This window comes from Citrobacter sp. TBCS-15, assembly GCF_005280815.1.
Taxonomy (GTDB): domain Bacteria; phylum Pseudomonadota; class Gammaproteobacteria; order Enterobacterales; family Enterobacteriaceae; genus Citrobacter; species Citrobacter werkmanii.
On record NZ_SZWK01000251.1, the window covers coordinates 359,406 to 382,372 of the forward strand.

The 22,967-nt window shown below is 52.2% G+C and carries 20 protein-coding genes; 8 read left to right on the plus strand and 12 right to left on the minus strand.

Annotated elements, in window-relative coordinates:
• Positions 1-38: 38 nt before the first annotated feature.
• Both dagR and FDW96_RS14570 read right to left on the minus strand, forming a co-directional pair.
• On the minus strand, positions 39-2,837 hold the full coding sequence (gene dagR, locus FDW96_RS14565; protein WP_137365876.1) for a transcriptional regulator DagR: 2,799 nt from the start codon (positions 2,835-2,837) through the stop codon (positions 39-41).
• A gap of 90 nt (positions 2,838-2,927) precedes the next feature.
• Positions 2,928-3,344: a GNAT family N-acetyltransferase gene (locus FDW96_RS14570; RefSeq protein ID WP_061380876.1), complete on the minus strand. Its 417-nt coding sequence runs from the start codon at positions 3,342-3,344 to the stop codon at positions 2,928-2,930.
• A gap of 129 nt (positions 3,345-3,473) precedes the next feature.
• Here FDW96_RS14570 and FDW96_RS14575 point away from each other — a divergent pair, with 129 nt between their 5' ends.
• Positions 3,474-3,767, plus strand: a complete 294-nt coding sequence (locus FDW96_RS14575; RefSeq protein ID WP_137365877.1) for a YicS family protein — start codon at positions 3,474-3,476, stop codon at positions 3,765-3,767.
• 93 nt (positions 3,768-3,860) lie between these two features.
• Positions 3,861-5,243, plus strand: coding sequence for a glycoside hydrolase family 1 protein (locus FDW96_RS14580; protein ID WP_137365878.1), 1,383 nt, complete (start codon positions 3,861-3,863; stop codon positions 5,241-5,243).
• A gap of 56 nt (positions 5,244-5,299) precedes the next feature.
• Here FDW96_RS14580 and nepI read toward each other — a convergent pair whose 3' ends face one another.
• The 3 genes from nepI to FDW96_RS14595 form a co-directional block, all read right to left on the minus strand.
• Positions 5,300-6,484, minus strand: coding sequence for a purine ribonucleoside efflux pump NepI (gene nepI / locus FDW96_RS14585; protein WP_137349159.1), 1,185 nt, complete (start codon positions 6,482-6,484; stop codon positions 5,300-5,302).
• Positions 6,485-6,606: 122 nt separating this feature from the next.
• On the minus strand, positions 6,607-7,059 hold the full coding sequence (locus FDW96_RS14590) for a DUF1198 family protein (protein WP_137365879.1): 453 nt from the start codon (positions 7,057-7,059) through the stop codon (positions 6,607-6,609).
• Between the two features lie 18 nt (positions 7,060-7,077).
• Positions 7,078-7,833, minus strand: coding sequence for an IclR family transcriptional regulator (locus FDW96_RS14595; RefSeq protein WP_042311500.1), 756 nt, complete (start codon positions 7,831-7,833; stop codon positions 7,078-7,080).
• 245 nt (positions 7,834-8,078) lie between these two features.
• Here FDW96_RS14595 and FDW96_RS14600 point away from each other — a divergent pair, with 245 nt between their 5' ends.
• The 5 genes from FDW96_RS14600 to FDW96_RS14620 all read left to right on the plus strand — a co-directional run bounded on the left by FDW96_RS14600 (position 8,079) and on the right by FDW96_RS14620 (position 13,454).
• Complete coding sequence (locus tag FDW96_RS14600) at positions 8,079-8,978, plus strand: dihydrodipicolinate synthase family protein (protein WP_137365880.1); 900 nt, start codon at positions 8,079-8,081, stop codon at positions 8,976-8,978.
• A 21-nt stretch (positions 8,979-8,999) separates the two neighbouring features.
• On the plus strand, positions 9,000-10,517 hold the full coding sequence (locus FDW96_RS14605) for a UxaA family hydrolase (RefSeq protein ID WP_170974714.1): 1,518 nt from the start codon (positions 9,000-9,002) through the stop codon (positions 10,515-10,517).
• Positions 10,518-10,580: 63 nt separating this feature from the next.
• Positions 10,581-11,891 carry an MFS transporter gene (locus tag FDW96_RS14610; protein WP_042311494.1) on the plus strand — a complete coding sequence of 437 codons (1,311 nt, stop codon included), beginning with the start codon at positions 10,581-10,583 and terminating at the stop codon, positions 11,889-11,891.
• A gap of 53 nt (positions 11,892-11,944) precedes the next feature.
• On the plus strand, positions 11,945-12,841 hold the full coding sequence (locus FDW96_RS14615) for a 2-dehydro-3-deoxygalactonokinase (RefSeq protein WP_137349162.1): 897 nt from the start codon (positions 11,945-11,947) through the stop codon (positions 12,839-12,841).
• Positions 12,834-13,454 carry a 2-dehydro-3-deoxy-6-phosphogalactonate aldolase gene (locus tag FDW96_RS14620; RefSeq protein ID WP_038635651.1) on the plus strand — a complete coding sequence of 207 codons (621 nt, stop codon included), beginning with the start codon at positions 12,834-12,836 and terminating at the stop codon, positions 13,452-13,454. The genes FDW96_RS14615 and FDW96_RS14620 overlap by 8 nt, the downstream gene beginning before the upstream one ends.
• A 47-nt stretch (positions 13,455-13,501) precedes the next feature.
• On the opposite strand, the gene uhpT is transcribed toward FDW96_RS14620, so the two are convergent.
• The 7 genes from uhpT to rbsK all read right to left on the minus strand — a co-directional run bounded on the left by uhpT (position 13,502) and on the right by rbsK (position 21,856).
• The gene (gene uhpT / locus FDW96_RS14625) at positions 13,502-14,893 is read right to left on the minus strand and encodes a hexose-6-phosphate:phosphate antiporter (RefSeq protein WP_038635654.1); all 1,392 of its coding nucleotides are present in this window, start codon (positions 14,891-14,893) and stop codon (positions 13,502-13,504) included.
• 142 nt (positions 14,894-15,035) lie between these two features.
• A complete protein-coding gene (locus FDW96_RS14630) occupies positions 15,036-16,364 on the minus strand; it encodes an MFS transporter (RefSeq protein ID WP_137365881.1) in 1,329 nt (442 codons plus the stop codon).
• Positions 16,365-16,373: 9 nt separating this feature from the next.
• Positions 16,374-17,876 carry a signal transduction histidine-protein kinase/phosphatase UhpB gene (uhpB, locus tag FDW96_RS14635; RefSeq protein ID WP_137365882.1) on the minus strand — a complete coding sequence of 501 codons (1,503 nt, stop codon included), beginning with the start codon at positions 17,874-17,876 and terminating at the stop codon, positions 16,374-16,376.
• Positions 17,873-18,466 (minus strand): transcriptional regulator UhpA, encoded by a 594-nt coding sequence (gene uhpA / locus FDW96_RS14640; RefSeq protein WP_038635664.1) that lies wholly within the window; start codon positions 18,464-18,466, stop codon positions 17,873-17,875. The genes uhpB and uhpA overlap by 4 nt, the downstream gene beginning before the upstream one ends.
• Before the next feature lie 100 nt (positions 18,467-18,566).
• A complete protein-coding gene (locus FDW96_RS14645) occupies positions 18,567-19,580 on the minus strand; it encodes an aldose 1-epimerase family protein (RefSeq protein ID WP_137365883.1) in 1,014 nt (337 codons plus the stop codon).
• A gap of 11 nt (positions 19,581-19,591) precedes the next feature.
• A complete protein-coding gene (gene fucP, locus FDW96_RS14650) occupies positions 19,592-20,908 on the minus strand; it encodes an L-fucose:H+ symporter permease (RefSeq protein ID WP_042311481.1) in 1,317 nt (438 codons plus the stop codon).
• 27 nt (positions 20,909-20,935) lie between these two features.
• Positions 20,936-21,856: a ribokinase gene (rbsK, locus tag FDW96_RS14655; RefSeq protein ID WP_042311479.1), complete on the minus strand. Its 921-nt coding sequence runs from the start codon at positions 21,854-21,856 to the stop codon at positions 20,936-20,938.
• Positions 21,857-22,180: 324 nt separating this feature from the next.
• On the opposite strand from rbsK, the gene FDW96_RS14660 reads away from it, so the two are divergent.
• A complete protein-coding gene (locus FDW96_RS14660; RefSeq protein ID WP_137365884.1) occupies positions 22,181-22,966 on the plus strand; it encodes a DeoR family transcriptional regulator in 786 nt (261 codons plus the stop codon).
• Position 22,967: the final 1 nt, after the last annotated feature.

Here is a 22,967-nt window from a genome sequence, read left to right on the forward strand (position 1 = left end):
GGATGCAGGCGGGGCGCAAAGCCCCACCAGACAAGAGATTAGCTATACAGCAGTTCGTAGATATAAAAATATTCCGCGTCCGATAAGCGAATGGCATAGGCCTCTTCGATCGGCAGGAAAGCAGATTTAATGACACTAAACGCGCGGATATCCAGATCCGGCTTGTTCTCTAACGCCATCTGTAACGGTTTGCGGTTAATCACGATACGCTCAACCATACAGCAGCAGTGGATCAGGAAGCGCAGTGTCACCTGACGGCTCGGTTTCAGCGAAAGCGCGGTGGTCAGATGATTCAGCACCCCTTCCATCTCTTTCAGAATGCGCTGCGGGTTGAGCACCGAAATATGGTTAATGATGCTTTCCATGGTCAACGCGCTGATGAAACGCATCGCGCTGCGTTCCATCTCCAGACGGCGTTCACTGCTGGAGAGATCTGGCGTCAGCAGGCTGAGCACCAGTTCAGGTCCCTGCTCTGAGAACAACTCCTCAAGCGAGATAAACGGAATATCCGGCAGTCCCGGCTGGAAAGTGCCAACGATCCCCGCCAGACGCTCGCTGGCGTTAATCGCCTGCTGAACGCGCTCCAGGCTGCGGACTTCGTTGTAGTCGAGGATCACCATCCGCGTGTCCTGCGACATCAGCTCACCGAAGCTCTCCTCCAGCACCTTTTTGATTTTTTCCGCCGTACCCATACCGGTGATACAGGAGATGACCAGCACTTTGCCGCTGTTTTCCTGCTGCGGCGTACAGAGCTGGCAGGGAATATTTTTGCTCTGCATTAATGCCGCCAGCTGCGGTAAGTCACTGGTTTCATAACTTAAATCCAGTCCTATTTCCAACAAGCTGGTGAGCGTAATGTTCGGCATCAGCAGAACATCTATCTGGAATAATTTGCTGATAGTGCTGCCAAAATGGACCAACGAGCCAATATCCACCATCAGAATCAGTCGGCGATATTGCCGCACCTGGATCATCTGCGTCAGGGCTTCCAGCGTATCATGCACCGACTGCTCGAAAGGCATATCAATAGCGCTGAACAGCTCGCGCTCCAGCACGCGGTTCACATACTGCGCCTGGCTGGTGGCGGTCGTCGCGCCGTGAGCAATCAAAATCACCCCACAGTCCGGGCTGGCATCAATTCGTTGGCGGTAATGCCGACACTCTTTGAGGAACAGGCACAGCCAGACCACCTCCGTCGCCGGACACTGAATATGCAGCAGTTCGTTGATTTTTCGGCATAACAGCGTGGCGTTTTCGTATTCATCTTTACAGCGATCGAGGATCAGGCTGGAAGAATAAAGCTGGGGAATAAGCCCGCGCTGCACGTAGCCAATCAGCGCCAGAAAGTGTTTGCGCAGCGGGTTAACCAGATTCTCCGGCAGCGTGAAGCCAAGCACTTGCTCAACGCAGCCGATCAGCAGCGTCACGCGCTCTTCAATCTGATCGCCATAGCGCGGGGGATGCGCCACGCTGTCGCGGCTGTAGAGACCGTATTCAAAAATCGAGCTGAGTTTATTTTTTAGTATCGCCAGAGTTTCGGCTGGCGGTACGTTGCTGTTACGCAGGTTGATATATTCCCGGGTCAGGAAGCTGTAAAAGAGATCGCTCTCTTCTATTTCAGCTCCGGTCGCCAGCGAATTTTTCAGTGCGGGCAGCGTACGGGCATCGATGCTCAGATGCTCTTTACCTTCGAACAGCGCTCCCACCAGCAGACGTTGTTCCGGCGTGGCGTTAAACGGCATTTCTGCCAGACGTTTATCCAGCTGTAGCGTATCGCTGTGTTCCGTCATCCCCGAGGCCCAGGCCTGGGCGCAGAGAAACTGAATGTCGCTCTTGAGCTGACCAATATTGCCTTCCAGCGGCTTGTTCAGCAGCCAGAGCAGCAGGGTACGATCGATGCTTATCGTGCGCTCGATTTTGCGGCTCTCACGCTGTAAAAAGCCGACGATCAGCTCAACCTGCTCTTCCACCGAGCGCTGGCGGATGCCGGGTAAGTCGATACACACCTGAATACGTCGCTGGAAGGTGCGCAGCAGCGCCGAGCTGACCGGTTCGGTGGTTGCACAAATCAGACGGACCGAAATAGAACGCGCCACGGCGCTTGAGCCGAGCGGTCGGTATTCGCCTTTGTCGAGAATTGAGAACAGCTTTTCCTGACCTTCATACGGCAGGCGATGCACTTCATCAAGCAGCAGATAACCGCCGTCAGCCTGCTCGACCAGACCCGGTTTATTCTCATTTGCGCCGGTAAAGGCCCCCTGTCGATGGCCAAATAAATGGGACGAGAGCAGCTCCGGGTTATGGGCGTATTCCGCGCAGTTAAAATAGACCAGCGGCGGCGGTGTTCCCGTTGCGCGTTCGCAGGCAAAACGGTGCATCAGTTCGGCAAAAAAGGTTTTGCCCACACCGGAAGGACCGGTCAGCAGAACGTGCAGCCCGTGGGGATAAAGCACCGCCGCGCGACCTTTTTCCACCGCATCACGCAGGCTACGATCGTAACCAATCAGGCCGAAAAAGGGATCATCTGTCGCCTTAGCTTCCTGAACAGGCAACAGATCGGCCACGGTTTGCACTTCGCGCTCGGACTCATCCAGTTTGCGTCCCAGCAGCGTTTCAATCGCCTGACGATGCAGAAAGAATACCGGGCGTCCGCGACTTTTAATCGCCAGACCGTCATTCCAGAGTTGATTGAGATCTTTACTGACCGAGTTTCGCGCCAGCCCAAGATTAAAGCCGATGGCCTCCGCGGTGAACGCCGTTTCCTGCGCCAGTTGGGCAAGATTCAGTCCTCGCGTCAGCCGTTCCAGCTCTCCTAGTATTATCTCAATCCGTCTCATCTCTTTACCGCTTAAGAAATAAATGATTGTTCAGAACATACACTATTCTGCTGCGCAAGAAAGTGAGGCGGCATCCAGACCTTCCGGTCATCAAAACGTTTTCGACAAATAATGGCGCGCGGCACCGGTTTCCGGGAAGTTATCGAGGGTCATTTGCAGCTGATAGCCGTTTTTCTGATAAAACGGCAGCGCCTGGAAACTCATCGTATCCACCAGCGCATGCAGACACCCTCTCTCACGCGCGGTTTGTTCCGCCGCCTGCATCAATTTTGTGCCGTAACCGCCTTTACGCAGCGAATCATGCATCCATAAAAACTCAATGCACAGCCATTCGCCTTTAATTTTGCCGATCAACCCGCCCAGAATTTCATTGTGCTCATCGCGCCAGTACACTGCCAGGTCGCCAAAATTGGTGGTTCTGAGAAACTGGCGATTGTACGCACGCAATCCACTCAGCAGCGCGTTTTGATCGTCTTCGGTAATCGTATCGGTAATCTGTATTTGCATCCTATCCTCCTGAAAAACTACAACGTCTGGCTGATTTAGTTTTAGGCATTAACACAGGCTGATGAGTGAGTCGTATGCCGTCTACACTTACTCTTGAGATGATGCGCATAGACAACAAGGATTATTATCATGAAACGAGCCATTTTTCCGATTATTGCCGTCCTTTTAACGCTACCCGCTCTGGCGCAAGCCGACTCAGCGTATGGCGGTCTGCAGGCTGTACACGAAAAAAATACCGTGCTGAATGACTTACGTAAGATTTGCACCCCGCAAGGGTCGCCGTCAGATGAGATATGGGAAAAAACAATTATGGCTGATACGCGCAATCAACAGCACATTCGCGAAGCCATTCTGGCAATACAAAGAAACAATCAGAACAACTACTGGGAAGCACTTGGCAAAGTGGAATGCCCGGATTTATAGCCATTATGTTGTAAAATGAGCACTGTAACCGGTTTCTGTATCGTAAAAACACGTATTGTTGCCAGAACAGATAAATAGCAATGGAGCAACAATATGCGATACCGTTTTCCTGAAAACTTCTGGTGGGGCAGTGCCTGCTCGGCGCTACAAACCGAAGGAGATAGCCTGAACGGCGGTAAAAGCCAGACCACGTGGGATGTGTGGTTCGACCGTCAGCCAGGTCGTTTCCATCAGGGGGTTGGCCCGGCGAACACCTCAGGCTTTTATCAGCACTGGAAACAGGACATCGCACTGCTCAAGCAGCTGAAACACAACAGCTTCCGTACATCTCTGAGCTGGTCACGCCTGATCCCGGACGGCACCGGTGAGGTTAATCCTGAGGCCGTCGATTTCTATAATAACGTCATCGACGAGCTGCTGGCGCAAGGCATAACGCCATTTATCACCCTGTTCCACTTCGACATGCCGATGGGGATGCAGGAAAAAGGCGGCTGGGAAAACCGTGAAGTGGTCGAGGCGTTTGGCCACTACGCACAGACGTGTTTCAAATTGTTCGGCAACCGCGTTAAGCACTGGTTCACCTTCAACGAACCGATTGTTCCGGTAGAAGGTGGTTATTTGTATGACTTCCATTACCCTAACGTGCTGGATTTCAAACGTGCGGCCACCGTGGCGTACCATACCGTGCTGGCGCATGCGACGGCGGTGCGGGCGTATCGTGATGCAAACCATGACGGTGAAATTGGCGTGGTATTAAACCTGACGCCTTCGTATCCGCGCTCGCAGCATCCGGCAGATGTCAAAGCCGCGCACCATGCGGACCTGCTGTTTAACCGCAGCTTCCTCGACCCGGTGCTGAAAGGGGAATATCCAGCTGACCTGGTGGCATTGCTGAAAGAGTACGATCAGCTTCCGGCCTGCCAGCCAGGCGATGCGCAGTTGATCGCCGACGGCAAAATCGACCTGCTGGGGATTAACTATTATCAGCCGCGTCGTGTGAAATGTCGCGATACGGCAGTCAATCCGAATGCGCCGTTTATGCCGGAGTGGCTGTTTGATTACTACGAAATGCCGGGGCGTAAAATGAACCCTTACCGCGGCTGGGAAATTTATGAGCCGGGTATTTACGATATTATTACCAATCTTCGCGATAATTACGGTAACCCACGCTGCTTTATTTCAGAAAACGGTATGGGTGTAGAAAACGAACAGCGCTTTATTCAGGAAGGACAAGTTAACGACAGCTACCGTATCGAATTTGTTGCTGAGCATCTGAAATGGCTACATAAAGGCATTAGCGAAGGCTGTCATTGCCTTGGCTACCATATGTGGACCTTTATTGATAACTGGTCATGGCTCAACGGCTATAAAAACCGCTACGGTTTTGTCCAGCTGGATTTAGAAACGCAAAAACGCACGGTGAAAAAGAGCGGCGAATGGTTTGCCCATACCGCCGAAAATAATGGTTTTGATTGATTAAGTTGCCGGATGACAGTGTTGACTGAAAACGATGCGCCATCCGGCAACTGTTTTCACTGAATCCTGACCTTCATCGTAACCAGAAGCGCTGTCAGCAGCATCAGGCTGCCCGAGAGCATCAGGGGCGACAGCAGTCCGAGGTTATCAAGCGCGTAGCCTCCCACCGCAGCCCCGCAGGTATTGGCAAGCTGGATCACGGCGACCTGAACGGATCCGGCTTTTTCTGCCTGATCGGCAAGTGAGCGGGTGATCCACGTCGACCAACCGACCGGTACCAACGCAAACGCCAGCCCCCAGATTATTGCAATGCCCGCGGCAACCACTTTATCGCTACCCCACAAAATCAGGACCAGCGCGCTGAGCGCCAGCACCAGCGGCGCACCGGCCAGGGCCAGTTTGACCGAGCGCTTCAGAATCACCGAAGAGAACGACGTCCCGACAAAGCTGGCGATACCAAAACTCAACAGCACCAGCGTCAGGCCATCAACATCAAAGCCCGCCAGATTCATATAGACAGGGCGAATATAGGTAAAGAAGGCGAACTGCCCGGCAAAGGACATGAAGATGGCAATCATCCCGGCCATTACTCCGGGGCGCTGCAGCAGGCTGAACATGTTTTGCTTCTGATGCGAAGGTTCGCCCGGCAGCGAAGGCAGCGCTCTCACCACCCAGATGGTACACAACACCCCCATTATCGCCGCCGCGTTAAACACGTTGCGCCAGCCGATGATGCCGCCCAAAAAGCTTCCCAACGGCGCGGCAATCACCAGCGCGATGGACACCGCGCCAAAGATCACCGACAGCGCTTTCGGCACCGTACGCGCGGGAACCAGACGCATAGTCAGCGACGCTGACATCGCCCAGAACCCGCCGAGCGCCAGCCCCAGACAGGCACGACCGATCAGCAGTAGCGTAAAAGAGTTAGCAAATGAAACCAGCAGGCAGGAAAGCGTCAGCAGAATCGAAAACAGGATCACCACGTAGCGACGATCGGTCGCCTGGATAATTTGCGTCACAAACAGGCTGGCAAACATGGCGACAAACGCCGTCACGGTCACTGATTGTCCGGCAACGCCTTCCGAAATGCCCAGATCCTGCGCCATTGGCGTCAGCAGGCTAACGGGCAGAAACTCAACGGTTATCAGGCAGGCAACACAGAACGCCACGGCGAATACCGCCGACCAGTTTGGCCGGGTATTTACCTCAGCGCGGGATTTTTGTTCAACAGCGTCACTCATTTTGTTACCTGCGTGGGGTTATTGTAGAAAAGTTACGCATTGTAACATTAAAAGTGTGACGTATTTAACGTTTTGACAACTCTCACCGCCGGATGGCGACGTCGCCTTATCAGGCATCACTATCAGTGCAGCCAGTGCACGCCATCTTCAGGTTGGAAAAAGGCGTTATAGCGCATCTGGAACGCGTTAAGTTCCTGCATATCCGGCTCCATTTCACGTAGAAACCCGAGCGCCAGGCGCACCTGCGCGTCGGTGATCGGGGCGGCCAGGCGAGATTTTTGTAGCAGACGGTGCAACTGCAGCAGGTTCTGCTCACTACCGTCGACAATGACGATTTGCCAGATTAACAATACCTGGGCGGCATTTTGCAGATGCGATTCCTCAGGGCGGTGCAGGTACTGTAAAAACGCCTCACCCTGTACTTTTCCCATCTGATCAATCATCGATTCTACCGGTACCACATCAATATTCAGTCGCTCACTCAGACGGCGAATGGCCCGTCGTGATCCAGACGTCAGCACCCGAAAACCCACTACAAAAACAACCACCAACGTGGCCAGCATTATCCAAATCATTAATGACGATACCGCCGCTTAAACTAATTTTTCCGAAAGGGACTGACAGGCTTCGCGCACCCATTGCGAATATTGTGGAATACAATTTTTTGGCATTTGTAATTCAACGCCGCTGATACTTATTGCCGCAATCACGTCTTTATTACGGTTAAAAACCGGTGCGGCAATGCAATAGATGCCAGGAGAGTCTTCGGCGTTATCAAAGACCCAGCCTTGCTCGCGGATTCTGGCAAATTCCTTCATTAATGCTTTTTTGCTGGTAATGGTGGTTTCGGTATACCGTGGCAACACTTCCTCAGGCAACAGTTCATCGATTTTGTCCTGCGGCAACCAGGCACAAAGCGCTTTCCCCACACCGGAGCTGTGCATCGGTAATTTTTTACCAACCCAGGTCCGAATGCCAATCGGCTGGGTATTCTCCAACTTCATAAGATAAATTGGCGCGACTTCATCCAATATACCTAAGTGACAGGTCAGATCCGTTTGCTGACGCAGTTTTTCCAAAACAGGAAGTGCTGCATTACGAATATCAAATTGTTCCAACGAACGATTTCCCCATTCGTACAGCTTCAAGCCCAAAAAGAAACGTCCCTTTTCCAGGCGCAAAAGATGATGCGCAACCAGTGCATTTAGCAGGGAAGACGTGCTGCTTTTTGGTAATGCCAGATCCTGCTGAATCTGACTGAACGTCGCTCCTGGGGAGTTAAAAAGATAATTACAGATTTTTACTGTCTTATCCAATGCGGGAACAGAGGTCGTAATGTCTTGGTTCATGCGCTATTAATCTTTTTTATTCATAGACTCTGCACAGTATACCGCAATCACTTTTCTCAGGAATGCGGCTTTTTTGCACATACGCAAACTGGGCTCTATTACCTAAATTTTATACCCACAAACCCGATCCATCTCACAGTTGTTCATTTGTTCTGCAAAAAACGTTGACGAACGATTTGGATATTTGCTGTACTAACTTCAATATACAGAACATAAGTTCCATATACAGAACTAAAGGAGTGGCAATGTTGAACATTTTTAAGGGCATCTTCCCACCAGTGCCGACTATCGTTGACGAAAGCGGTGAATTGGATCGCGCAGGAATGGCAGTAATGATTGACCATGTGATTAGCAATGGTGCCGACGGAATGCTCATTCTGGGCAGTGGCGGCGAATTTTCCCATTTCTCGTCCGAACAAAGAAAGCAAATTGCAGAGTTTAGCCTGCAGCATGTTGCTGGTAGGGTTCCTGTTCTTATTGGTATCGCCTGCGCCAGCACAGCGGAAACTATCGAACTTGGAAAGCATGCTGAAAACGCGGGCGCAAAAGGAGTACTGGTAGTCAATCCTTATTATGCAAAACTCAGCGATGAGGCCCGCTTTACGCATTACAAACGAATCGCTGAAGCGCTAAGCATTCCCGTCTTCTTATATAATTTTCCAGAACTAACTGGCCAGGATATTGGTTTAAACGTTATCACTCGCCTTGCCCGCGAAGTACCAAATATCGTTGGCATTAAAGATACAATTGATAACATTAGCCACACCAGGGAAGTTATCAATCAGGTTCACTGTTTCCGCCCAGAGTTTATCATTTTTAGCGGTTATGACGAATATTTGCTTGATACATTATTACTCGGTGGACATGGCGGCATTCCGGCAACATTTAACTTTGCGCCTCATATTACACGCGGAATTTATCAGGCTGTTCAGCAGAACGATCTTGCTACCGCCAAAGCACTTCAACAACAACTTGCCGGGTTATCACCTTTATATGCCTTAGAACAACCGTTCTTTGCCGTTATCAAGACCGCCATTAAATTAAGTGGCGTGGATATATCAACTGCAGTTGTCCCGCCAGCATTACCGTTAAATGAAGAAAAAAGAGAACAGGTTAAAAATATTTTATCCCGTATTGCGGTATAAACCAGCATGAGAGCAAAGATAATGAACATCAACCCTGTATTAAAATTGAATCCCAAAGATGATGTGGTTATCGCAAGGCAGGCTGTCCCCGCAGGCACCCGGCTTGAAGAAGAGCACATTACGGTACTCAGTGATATTCCCGCAGGGCATAAAATCGCCCTGCATGCACTGAGTGTTGGCGATGCGGTCAGACGTTATGGGCAAATTATTGGCTTCGCAACTCAGCCCATTAAGCCTGGCGAACACATCCACATGCATAATTTGGGAATGGGTGACTTCGAACGCGACTATGCCTGGGGCGAAGATTGCCATTCACCCTCCCCAGCCCCTCAACAGGATACCTTTATGGGTATCCGACGCGCCGATGGTCGTGCAGCTACACGTAATTACATCGGTATTTTAAGCTCCGTAAACTGTAGTGCCACGGTCGTAAGAGCTATTGAGGATCACTTCCGTCTGCAGGGTCTTGCAGATTACCCGAATGTTGATGGCGTGGTGTCATTACCACAAAGTTTTGGCTGTGCTATTGGCTCTAAAAGTGAATCAATGGACGTCATGAGACGTACGATGGCCGGTTATGCCACCCATGCCAACTTTGCCGGAGTAATCATTGTTGGACTGGGATGCGAATCCAGTCAAATTAAAGACATGATGAACGCCCATGGACTGGCCGATGGCCCCATGATGCACAGTTATACCATTCAGGATGTGGGCGGTACACGTCACGCCATTGAGAAAGGAATTTCCCTGGTTAACCAAATGTTGCCCGTTGCTAACCAGGTAACACGCCAACCTATCCCGGCATCAGAAATCATACTCGCGCTGGAGTGTGGCGGTTCCGACAGCTATTCCGGGATCTCAGCCAATCCAGCTCTGGGCTATGCGGTAGATAAACTGGTGCAACAAGGCGGAACAGCGATTTTATCTGAAACCTCCGAAATTTATGGTGCAGAGCATCTTCTTACCCGCCGCGCCATTTCTCGCGAGATAGGTGAAAAACTCATTGCCCGCATTCACTGGTGGGAAGAGTATTGTCGCCGCACCGGAAGTGAAATGAACAATAACCCCTCGGCGGGTAACAAAGTCGGCGGACTGACGACAATTCTGGAAAAATCACTTGGTGGTATTGCTAAAGCGGGTACAACCAATCTGACAGAAGTGTATGAGTATGCAGAACCGGTAACCGCGAAAGGTTTTGTCTTTATGGATACCCCTGGATATGACCCTATTGCCGTTACGGGGCAAATCGCCGGAGGAGCAAATCTTCTGTGTTTCACCACAGGTCGAGGTTCTGCCTTTGGTTCCAAGCCAACCCCAAGCTTGAAGCTGGCTACCAATAATGCGCTTTGGCAACGCCAACAGGAGGATATGGATATTAATTGCGGAACCATTGTCGAGGGGGAAGAATCCATTGCAGAAGTCGGTGAACGTATCTACCAGATGATCCTTGAGATGGCATCAGGTAAAAAAACGAAGAGTGAGGAATTTGGCTATGGCAGTCAAGAATTCGTCCCCTGGACTGTTGGCTCCATAATGTAACACTCCACAAGATAATAATACCTCGTACCGCCATACTCATTATGAGTATGGCAAGGAGCCCTTATGTCTATTGTTAACGTAAATACTGAAGAAGAAAAATTAAAGGCAACAACAGTAAGGTGGCGCATATTTATTATTATGCTCTTATTAGGTGCTATTAACTATATTGACCGCACCTCTCTTTCTATTGCCATGCCTTATATTACAGATGAATTTGGTATTACCGATACTCGCGTTGTTGGTGTGATTCATAGTGCCTTTTTCTGGGCTTATGCATTAATGCAAATTCCTAGTGGGGTCATTGCTGATAAATTCAAAGCCAGAAATATCATTGCCCTGGCCACTATCTTATGGGGAGCATTTCAAGCCATAGCGGCTCTGTGTCACTCCATTTTCACCCTTTCACTTTCTCGTCTGGGGTTAGGCGTCACTGAATCTCCAATCATGCCCGCCGGCGCGAAGTTAATGGGCACATGGTTAACGCCAACCGAACGTGGACGTGGTTCGATGCTACTTGATGGCGGCGCGCCATTGGGTACGGCGCTGGGTGCGGTGATCATCGCCGGACTTATTGCCTTTTTCGACTCATGGCGTATGGCATTCGTGGTGGCTGGTGTGGGAACAATGATTGTCGGTTTACTGGCCTGGTGGTACATCCGCACTTATCCATCAGAACACCCCAGCATCAATAAAGCTGAACTAGACCATATTGTTGCGGCAAACGGTGCTGAAACCAGTAGCAAGAAATACCGTCTGGCCGATATCAAACCTTACCTGAAACAACGTAATGTGATTGCACTTATCTGTGGCTGGGTCTGCTATAGCTTCGTGTTCTATGGCCTGATGACATGGCTACCGCTCTATTTCCAGGCCACCTACGGTTTTGATATCAAATCGATGGGCGGAGCAATGGCGCTGATCTTCCTGCTGTGTTTTGTCGGCCAACTGACTGGCGGCTACATTATGGATAAATGGCGCAGCAAAGGGGCAAAAACAAGCCGCGTTATGCATACGATGTTGGCGATTTCGGCTACCACCGCTGGTGTAGGTATTTTCCTTTGCGCACAAAGCTCGACGCCAGCCGTCGCAATTACCTTGCTCACTATTGCCCTTTTTCCCCTGCGATGGGCCAGCGTTTACTGGTCAATACCCGGACTGCTGGGCGCACAATCAGTTGCAGGCACCATTTGTGGAACTATGAACTTCACCAGTAACTTGTTCGCAGCCATCCTGCCTATTTTTATCGGTTTCCTGGTGCAATCCACGGGGAACTATTACGCAGCGATGATGTTCTTTGCGCTGGCTGCGGTGGGTTATCTCATCTGCTCGTTGCTGATCAACTTTGATAAAAAAATGGTCATTACCGACGAATAGTCCGCCTGAATCTGGCCCGTTTACGGGCCATCTTTCAACATCAGGAACGATGTATGTTCAATTCAGAGAATTTCATTGCCGTAGACTGGGGCTCAACTAACCTGCGCATTTGGGTCTATCAACATAATCAATGTGTCTGGCAACACGCCAGTCAGAATGGGGTACTCAAACATCAACCAGGTGTATTCAAAGACACCTGGCTCACACTGCTCAGTTTGTGTCCCCGGCCATTAAGCAAAGATACAACCGTCATAATGAGCGGAATGGTGGGCAGTAATATCGGGTGGGTAGATAGCCACTATTTACATTGTCCAACCCCGTTAAGTGCATTATCACAGCATCTAACAAAGGTTGAAGATGCCGGCCCTTTTCCCACTTTCATCGTTCCAGGCCTGCAAATTACCGGGCCAGAAAACTACAACGTCATGCGTGGAGAGGAAACTCAGCTTTTTGGCGCCTTAGCTGATGAGAACTGGTACGTATTCCCTGGAACACACAGCAAATGGGTGCAGGTACAAGAGAGTAACGTCTGCGATTTTCAAACCATCATGACTGGCGAGTTTTTCCACTTACTTTCACGTTACTCCATCGTTGGAAAAAACGCCGGGGAGCAAAACACGAACGAACAGGCTTTTTTAGCAGGAGCCGAACGCGGCTGGCAGGAAACATGTTTATCCCGCAGCCTATTTGATCTGAGAGCCCGAATACTCACCCATGCGTTGTTACCTGATTCGCTTTACGAATCTCTGTCAGGGTTATTGATTGGCCATGAAATAGCACAAATGCTACAGCATTATGCCATTAACACTGAAGAAGAAGTCATTCTGGTGGGCAATGACGATTTGCTCAGCCGCTATCAACGCCTGTTTCATCATTTCGGTTATCGCTGTCGGCTCTGTAATGGTGAAAACGCATTTGTTAATGGTATCAGGAGACTTTTAAATGAATAGTCGTAACCCTTTGGTCGCTATTTTACGTGGGGTGAAGCCCGATGAAGTGCTGGCCCATATTGATGCACTTATTACAGCCGGATTCAGCACAATAGAAATACCGCTGAATTCACCAGACTGGCAACGTAGTATTGCTCTTGCCGTGGAACATTATGGTCATACGGTAAAAATCGGTGCCGGAACGGTCACCAATGTCAGTGATGTCAGCACACTCTCTTCGCTGGGATGTGCATTTATCCTTACGCCCAACACCGATCCGGAAGTAATTGATACTGCGCGAGCGGCCAAAATGACGACCTGCATCGGCTGCCAAACAGTCAGCGAAGCATTTGTTGCATTCCGGCATGGCGCGGACGGATTGAAAATTTTCCCTGCGGGGGAACTGGGACCGAATTACATCCGGGCATTAAAAGCCGTTTTGCCTCCTCAAGTCCCTTTGTATGCCGTGGGCGGAATTAGGCCAGACAATTTGTCCCATTACCTGAAGGCAGGTTGTTTCGGTGCCGGCTTAGGCAGCGATCTGTATCGTGCCGGACAATCTATCCACCAAACAGCCGCAAATGCTAAGGCATTTATCGAGGCTTATAATACCTTCTGTCAGTCTCAGGCATAAAAAAGCCCGCCATTATGGCGGGCAAAAGTTACCAATGCACACTTAACTCAAGCAACTTTCAATTGTTGAATCTTTTTCTCGCGGCGAATTTTACGTTCTTCAAACACGGCCACGATGGCCATCAGGCAGATACAGCCAATGGCGGCGGTATCCAGCGCGGCAAAGGTGCCTGCCCAGCCGGTGAGGCCGAAAATCGGTGTGCCGTCGGCGATCATCCCGAGACCCAGCTTGGCGAAGCTGTCGCCAATCAGGTAGGCGAAGGTGCCTTTAATGCCATCCGCCGCGCCGATCGCTTTTTTCGGTACAAATCCGACGGCGGCAACGCCGATTAACAGCTGCGGACCGAACACCAGGAAGCCGAGGGCAAACAGCGACGCCAGATAGACGTACTGGTTGCTGGCGTGCTGGTATACGCCGAGCGTCGCGATGATGAGTGCCAACGCCACGCAGGCCACCAGCGCGCGACGACCGTTAGCGAGATCGGAGAGCCAGCCCCACAGCAGCGTGCCGACCAGCGCGCCGACTTCGAACAGGGTAAAGCCCTGAATCGCCACTTCTTTGGAGAGCTTCAACTCCTGGAAAGCGTAGACGGTGGACCACTGGTCGATGCCGATACGCACCACGTACAGGAAGATGTTGGAGAAGCACAGCAGCCAGATCACTTTGTTTTTCAGCACGTACTCAACAAAGATCTGCCATTTGGTCATCTCATTTTCTTCGGTCTCTTTGTCCTCTTCGCTGATCTCCTCGCCGAACAGCTCTTCGGCTTTACCGAGGCCATAAGATTCCGGGGAGTCGCTGCCGTAGCGCAGGCCGATAAAACCGACAATCAGGGCAATAATTGACGGGAAGATAAACATACCGATGACGTGGCCGTCGAACAGGTAATTCGCGCCGAACAGCGCTACGCCCGCCGCCCCCGCGCCGCCGAGGTTGTGGGAGATATTCCACATGCCGAGGTAGGAACCGCGCTTACGGCGCGGCGTCCACTTGGTGATGGTGGAATAGCTGCACGAGCCGCCGGTGCTCTGGAAGAAGCCGCTCAGCGCGTAGAAAGCGATCATCAGGAACAGGCTGGTTGACCCCGCGCCCATGCTGGCGCTGAAGCCAAGCATACAGATGGCGGAGAGGATCAGCATAAACGGCAGGAACTGCTTGGTATTTTTGCCGTCCGCGTAGTAGGAAACCACGGTTTTACCCACACCGTAGGTGATGGAGAATCCCAGGCCAATCATCCCCAGCTGCGTCATGCTCAGCCCGTAGGTGGAGATCATGTCGTTCTGCGCGATGTTGAAGTTCTTGCGGATCAAGTACATGGTCAGGTAGCCGATAAAGACCACCAGATAGGACTGCATGAACGGTTTGAACCACATTTTGCGCCGCACATCGAGCGGCAGATCCAGGGTCGGCTTGCGCACCTGGTTGAGAAAGGCCAGCATTTGACACTCCCGAGCTGATTTTTTTACCTGCGAATGGCAGGCATTGTAAAAATCAGCCGGGAGACACGCCTGAGACAGCGTCCAGGTGAAACCGGGAAAATTTCTTAGTTTTACGCCACTCGGGGCAAAAAGGTGAGGTGCATCACGCTTCGTTGAGATCGCGCGGTGCCTGGGCGTTTAAGAACGGCAGCAACAGCAGTGCTGAGATGCCGGCCGCGATGGCGATCACCACAAAGAATCCGCTCCAGTGCCACACTTCCATCACCTTCGCCAGCGGCCAGCCGGAGAGCGATGCCCCCAGATAAGCAAACAGGCCGACAAAGCCGGTCGCTGCGCCCGCCGCCTCCTTGTGCGAGCACTCCGCCGCCGCCATGCCAATCAACATCTGCGGGCCAAAGACGAAGAAGCCGGTGGTGAAAAAGCACGCCGCCTGCATCACGTAGCTGGCGAATGGCATCAACCATAGCGAGCCCACGGAGAGCAAAATTCCGGCGGCGAAAATCAGGTTCATCGGCCCACGATTGCCGTTGAATAGCTTGTCCGAGCCCCAACCTGCAACCAGCGCGCCGATGAAGCCGCCCAGCTCGAACATGGTCACGGCGGTATTGGCAGTGACCAAATCGACGCCGAGCGTCTCCGACATATACAGATTGCCCCAGTCGTTGATCGCCGCGCGCACCACGTACACCAGCACATAGCACAGCGACAACAGCCAAATATATGGATTAAGCAACACATATTTGGTGAGGATCTCTTTACGAGTTAACCCCGCGCCCTCCTGCTGCTGGGCAATTTCCAATTCATCGTGCCGCCAGTCGCCAATCGGCGGCAGACCAATCGCCTGCGGCCTGTCGCGCAGCCGCCAGCACAGAAAAACGCCCACCACGATCGCCAGCGTACCGGCAATCATCATCCCGGCGCGCCAGCCGTAATGCAGCGCCGCCGCCGCCATGACGATCGGAATCAGCGCGCCGCCGACGTTGTGCGCGGTGTTCCAGATAGCCCACCAGCCGCCGCGCTCGTTGCGCGAATACCACGCGGTGAGCAGACGGGCGCACACCGGCGCGCCCCAGCCCTGGAAGAAGGCGTTCAGCGCCCACAGTACGGCAAAGGCCCAGACCGAGGTTGAGAAGCCGAACAGGATGTTAACCACGCCGGTGGCGATAAGCCCGATACCCATAAAATAGCGGGCGTTGGAGCGATCGCTAACAATACCGGAGACAAATTTCGACAGCCCGTAGGTGATGTAAAACAGCGTCGCCAGCAGGCCAATATCGCTGCGGGTCAGCACACCGCTGGTGATAATTTCCGGCACCGCGGCGTTAAAGCTTTTGCGCGTGAAATAAAACAGCGCGTAGCCGAGCCAGATAGTCAGCAAAATATGCCGCCGCCAGTAACGGTAGAGGGCGTCCACTTCCTGCTTGTCGGTGATAAGCGGCGCGCTGGCCGGAGCTTTTAAAAACTGAAACATGGCCGTTCCTTAGGCGTAGCGCTGGGGCAGCGACACGCTGACGCGCGTGCCGTGCATGCAGGATATCGTGAGTGAACCACCGAGCGCCGTCACCCGCTCGCGCATCCCGGTGAGACCAAAACCTTGTGGGTTCGACCCCGGCGGCAAGCCGCTGCCGTCGTCCTCAATGACCAGCATCAGCCGCTCATCCTGCTGCCAGCCCTGGAGTGTCACCGCGCTGGCATTGGCGTGCTTCACAATGTTGTTCAGCCCTTCCTGACAGACGCGAAACAGCGTCACGCGCTGGCTTTCGCTCAGCAATGACTCATCAATTCGCCAGTCAAGGTGGCTGACGATACCGCGGCTTTCCAGCTCCATTTCACGCATCAACGAGCGGATGGCTTGCTCCAGGGTGAGATCGTCCAACTGGCGCGGACGTAAACGCCCCAGCAGACGGCGTACGGCGTCATACACGCCCAGCGAAAGCTGTTCAATGTGCGCCCCGCTTTGCTTAACGCCCGGGTTCTCTGGAGCCAGGCGCTGTACGATACCCGCCTGAGTGCGAATGGCGGTGATGGTCTGGCCGATATCGTCGTGCAGCTCGCGCGCGACGTCGCGGCGCACGCTCTCTTCGGTTTCCAGCAGACGTTCCGCCAGCCGATGATTGCGCGCCAGCTCGTTTTGCAGCGACTGGTTAAGCTCACGCAGGCGCTGAATACCCGCGCCAAGCAGCAGGCCGGTCAGGCTTTGCGCCAGCAGCGAGAGCAGTAAATCGACCGGGTGATCGTGCCAGGTCTGGCTGGCAATCAGCGCGATGGCGTTCATCAGCGTGGCGATCAGCGCCCCCTGCCAGCCGTAGTGCCAGGCGAGCGCGATAATCGGTAAAGCGAGGCAAAATGGCGTAAAGCGCGAAAGTTCGGCGGGCAAACCGAGCTGTAGCCACAAGCTGACGGTGAACAGCAGCAGGTACCAGACCAGATGTCGCCCGCGCCAGTTCACCGGCTGCGACACCAGCGCCGGGCCGAGCGGCAGCCAGGTGGTGCTGGTGAGGTAGTGCCAAAACACCAGGCAGATCGGCGCCAGCGTTAATCCGCCGGTCAGGGTCAGTAGCAGCGCATTCCACGCTTCCTCGCCCTGCCCCAGCCACGGCAGCGATTGCAGCAGCGCCGCCGCCGTCAGCGCTGCGCCCTGCAACAGCAACGTGCGCCAGTCGCGTTGATTGCGGTATCGCGAAATCAGCATCACCGGGAGTAGCGTGAGGGTGCTTCCGATCATCAAAAGTGGCAAATGGGCCAGCGCCACCTCCTGCGCCAGCCAGTACATCAGCAGCCACTCCGCGCCCAGCAGCACCGGCCAGTAGCTGCGCGGGCATTGCAGCATTAATCCCAGACGCAGGCCAAACGGAAACAGCAGTACCGCCAGTTCCGGGCGCTCAACCAGGTGCAGGCTGATGCTCCACAGGCAAAACCACGCGGCGGAAAAGATAAAGAAACAGGCAACAACGGTAATCAACCGGGAGAAAAGTGCGTTCATTGCCAGCCGTCAAACATCCGGCGCGCCAGCTCAACATCGTTGCTGACGTTCAGCTTTTCCATCAGGTTGGCGCGATGAACGTGCACCGTTTTCGGCGACAACCCCAGCTCGGCGGCAATCTCTTTCACCGCCATCCCCTGTGCCAGCTTCTCCGCCACCTGACGCTCGCGTTTTGTCAACGGATCCTGACGCCCGGCCGCCAGCTTGACGGCGATGTCCGGCGTCAAATAGCAACCGCCGGTCGCCACGGTATGCACGGCGGCAATCAGTTCATCCGGGCTACAGCGTTTTGAAAGAAAGCCACGCGCGCCTGCGTTGAGCGCCTGCTCGACCAGTGCCGGGCTGTCGTGGACGGAGAGCATGATAATCGCCATCCCTTTTGGCAGTTGGCTGAGTAACTCCAGGCCCGAGATATCGGGCATAGAGATATCGCAAATACACACCTGCACGCCGCGCCCCGGTAAACCGGCCAGCGCCTCGCGCCCGGAGCCAAATTCCGCCACAACCTGCAAATCAGCTTCCAGCCCCAGCAGTTGGGCAAAGCCGGAGCGGACGATAGTGTGGTCGTCGATAAGGGCGATGGTGATCATGGGTTTGTCCTGGCGCTAAGGCATGCCTGATAAGCGTAGCGCCATCCGGCAAAAGCGCTTACCTTAACGATAAGCGCTTTGGTGTTCAAGCCTTGAGCGATCAGGCTATGCCTGTCGTGACGGTAAATATCCGGGTGTGCTGCGGTTCTATTTCAATCAAGGTGCCATTGCGTTGTGCCGCCAGGAATCCTTCGGGTCGACAGGTTGCAGGCAAGGCGAATGCCGCAACCTGTTGATCGCCGTTATACAGGATCCATCGCGTCACATAATTCAGCTCCGCGCTGGAGAAGCGTGTAACGAACGTGGTGCCATCTGGTGCGATCATGCTAAATTCTGGATTATCTGTGTACCTGTCCAGTTGGTCAGCAAAGAAGACAATTTCCGGATCGTAAAAATGGGGTTCATTGAGCCGCGCCAGAGAAGCCTCGCCCTGCACAATCCGCTGATTAAACGCCAGCCATTGCTCAGTCGGCTTAACATGCGCGGGTATCGACTCACGCAGCTTCATGGCCTCATCCGGAATATTCTGGCTGAAGGAGGCTTCCGGTACGTAGGCATAGTTCATATGGCACATGTACTGCAACGGCATTGCCACTGAAGCGAGGTTGGTAACCGCCATCTGAATATCAAACAGCGCGCTCGCTTTGTGCATTACCACCGCAGGATGCGCCTGATAATGATAACCGAACCCCATCACATACTCATAGCGTCCGCCCACGCGCAAATTCTCACCCTCCAGCTCCAGCCAGGCTTCATCCATCGCGGCACAAGCCATTTCACCGTGCAAAGGATGTGAATCTTCTGGTGATGGGCAGCCATTAGCCAACAGACCTGAGTGGAAGGCAAAACAACCGTAGGTCGCCACCACTTCCGTCGCCGGTTTCGGCTGACTGAACATATTACGCATGGTCAGGTCATGGCCATCAAACTGAGCATCCCAGATCATCTGCCCCATCCAGGGCAGAATAACCAGATGTCCACGACTGTTTTCTACCTTCAGCCCTTCCACTCCGCTGGCGTAACGAAATGCGGTAACCGTGAAATCGCTATTCTTCAGTAAGATTCGCGGATGCTCTGCAAAGAGTTCTCGCCACAGCGTTATACGTGTTGTCATGATCGCTCTCCTCAGGAAACTGTCGCTTCAGCCAGGTTGTTGCGCACTTTACTTTCACGCCAGAAGTAGATGCCGACGTACACGAAACAGAGCATGGAAACCAGGAACGAAAGTTGTAATGAATGGAACATATCAGCCACATAGCCCTGAATCGCCGGAACCACCGCCGCGCCGACAATCGCCATAACAATGACGGCACCTGCCATTTCGGTATGTTCGTTATCCACGGTATCAAGCGTACCAGCATAGATTGTCGCCCAGCAGGGTCCAAACAGGACACTCACCAGCACTGCGACATACACAGCGCTGAAGCTTGGCGCCAGTGCAACATAGACGAGGAACAGGGCACCAATGATGGAATAGAGAATCAGCACTTTTTCCGGATTGAAGCGCGTCATCAAAATGTTGGCGATAAACTTGCCGATAAAGAAGCAGGCGAAGCTATAGACCATGAAGGTTGAGGCGTCGCGCTCGTTGATATCACCTAATTCCAGTGCCAGACGGATGGTAAATGACCACACCGCGACCTGCATCCCCACATAAAGAAATTGCGCCACAATTCCACGACGGAAACGGGCATTGCTGGCCAGATAACGCAGTGTATCCATCGCGGACGGGCGTTTACGACTCGTGGTTTGCGCAACTTTACAGGTCGGGAAGCGGGTCAGCAGGAATAACACCATCACCACAACCAGCACCATAATCATGTACTTATATGGCTCAAGAGTATTTTCCAGCATCAACACTTTAAAGTTATGGATCTGCTCGGCGTTCATCCCGGCCATCTGTTTTTCCAGGCTTTCGCCTTCAGAGAAGACCAGATATTTACCCAGCAGAATACCAGCCGCCGCGCCAATAGGATAAAAAGTTTGACTGATGTTCAGGCGTAAAGTGGCATACGCTTTTGGGCCGATCATTGAGCTGTAGGTGTTGGCCGCTGTTTCCAGGAAGCTCAGACCAATCGCAATCGCGAAAATCGCCGCAAGGAACATGGTGTAGGTGGCCATGTGCGATGCCGGGAAAAAGAGCGTACACCCAACGATATAAAGGGTCAGCCCCATTAAAATGGCGACTTTATAACTGGTCTTTTTAATCACCAGAGATGCCGGAATTGCAATTAAAAAATAACCGCCATAAAAGGCACTCTGAACTAATGCCGAGGCAAAGTTGCTGAGTGAAAATACGCTTTTGAATTGCGTAATCAGAATATCATTTAATGCGGCTGCGCATCCCCATAACGGGAATAAACAGGATAACAAAATAAACTGGAACAGAGGGGTCTTATTCAAATAGCCGTCAGCCATCTGAATGATGTTTTTATCGTTCATAGTGCTACCTTTTACAGTGCAGGAGTATTATTCGTTTAAGGTAAGAAACTCATTAAATTGTTCGATGCTTGGATAAGATGATTGAGTGCCTTTCCCGGTAACGCTGAAAGCAGCGAAGAGAGCGGCTTTTTTCATGGCGGCTTCCACATCACCGCTTTGAACGTAATAGTGAGCAAAACAACCGATGAAAGCGTCGCCTGCGCCACTGGTATCGATAGCGTTCACTTTAAACGCCGGAACATGGACTTCCTGGTCACGCGTCATCCACAGCGCACCTTTCTCACCCATGGTGACAATAATATTGTTCAGACCTTTATCAACCAGAGAACGTGCCGCTGCGCGAATATGGTCATAGGTATCTACTGACATACCGGTTAATATTTCCAGCTCGGTTTCGTTCGGCACGAAAAAATCACATTTACAGGCATAAGACATATCTAATTCCCGTAATGCAGGGGCGGGATTTAGTAACACTTCAATACCGTGTTTTTTGCCAAATTCAATCGCGTGATAAACGGTTTCCAGCTGCACTTCCAGTTGCAGGACAATAAGCTGACATTTTTTCAGATCTTCCGCCGCACGATCGATATCTTCCGGGGAGAGAAATTTGTTCGCTCCTTTAATAATCAGGATGCTGTTGCTGGAGTTGGCATTAACAAAGATCGGTGCGACACCGCTGCTGGTGCAGGGTACCTTTTCGACATAGGTGGTATTAATTCCCCAGGATTCGAGATTGCGAATAGTGTTATCCGCAAAAATATCATCACCGACTTTTGTCAGCATCAGCACTTTGGAATTGAGCTTAGCGGCCGCAACGGCCTGATTTGCGCCTTTGCCCCCACAGCCAATTTTGAACGCCGGCGCTTCCAGCGTTTCCCCTTCTTTGGGCATCTGGTTGATGTAGGTGATGAGATCCACCATGTTGGAGCCAATAACCGCGATATCCATTTTACTACCTCTCAGAAACAATCACACAACAATGATATTAAAATAACATTATCATGTTACTTTCGTACCATTTGTGACTAGGATCGCGATTGGAAGATCATTTTATTGTTTATTTATTACGCTAAATGTTGCTACCCCATCACACTACAAATGATGAAGTTGCTTACAATTGACTGAAAGTTAACTGTATACAATCAATAAAACGTGAAAAAACACGCTTTTATTTCCGAATAGTCAGACGTATAGTAATGCGGCAATGCCATGTTCTAAGAAACACAAAAATGTTACTGAAGGAACATGGAAACATGATTCGTGGAGAAGCACATGGAAACTAAGCAAAAAGAACGTATTCGACGTCTGATGGAATTGTTGAAGAAGACCGACCGAATCCATCTGAAAGAGGCGGCACGAATGCTGGAAGTTTCCGTGATGACTATTCGTCGGGATCTCAGTCAGGATGACGAGCCGTTACCACTCACGCTGCTCGGTGGTTACATTGTGATGGTGAACAAACCTGCTGCCATCGTTAACGCGCCACTCCCCGCGCAAAAGCAGTATCACCGCGACGATTTACCGGTTGCCATTCTGGCAGCGGGACTGGTGAGTGAAAATGATCTGGTCTTTTTTGATAATGGTGCGGAAATGCCGTTGGTGGTCAGCATGATCCCGGACGATATTTCCTTTACCGGGATTTGCTACTCGCATCGGGTGTTTGTAGCGCTAAATGAAAAACCCAACGCCACAGCGATTCTTTGCGGGGGAACCTACCGGGCGAAAAGTGACGCCTTTTACGACACCAGCAATCCCTCCCCGCTGGATGCACTCAACCCACGGAAAGTCTTTATCTCCGCCAGCGGAATCCATGAGCATTTCGGCGTTAGCTGGTTCAATCCGGACGATCTGGCCACAAAACGCAAAGCGATGGAACGCGGATTACGCAAAATTCTGCTGACGCGCCACGCCCTGTTCGATGAGGTCGCCCCCGCCAGCATTGGTCCACTCTCCACCTTTGACGTACTAATAAGCGACCGTCCGTTACCGGCAGATTACGCAACCCACTGCCGGAACGGCTCTGTCAAAGTGATCACCCCGGATTCAGACGGCAACTAAC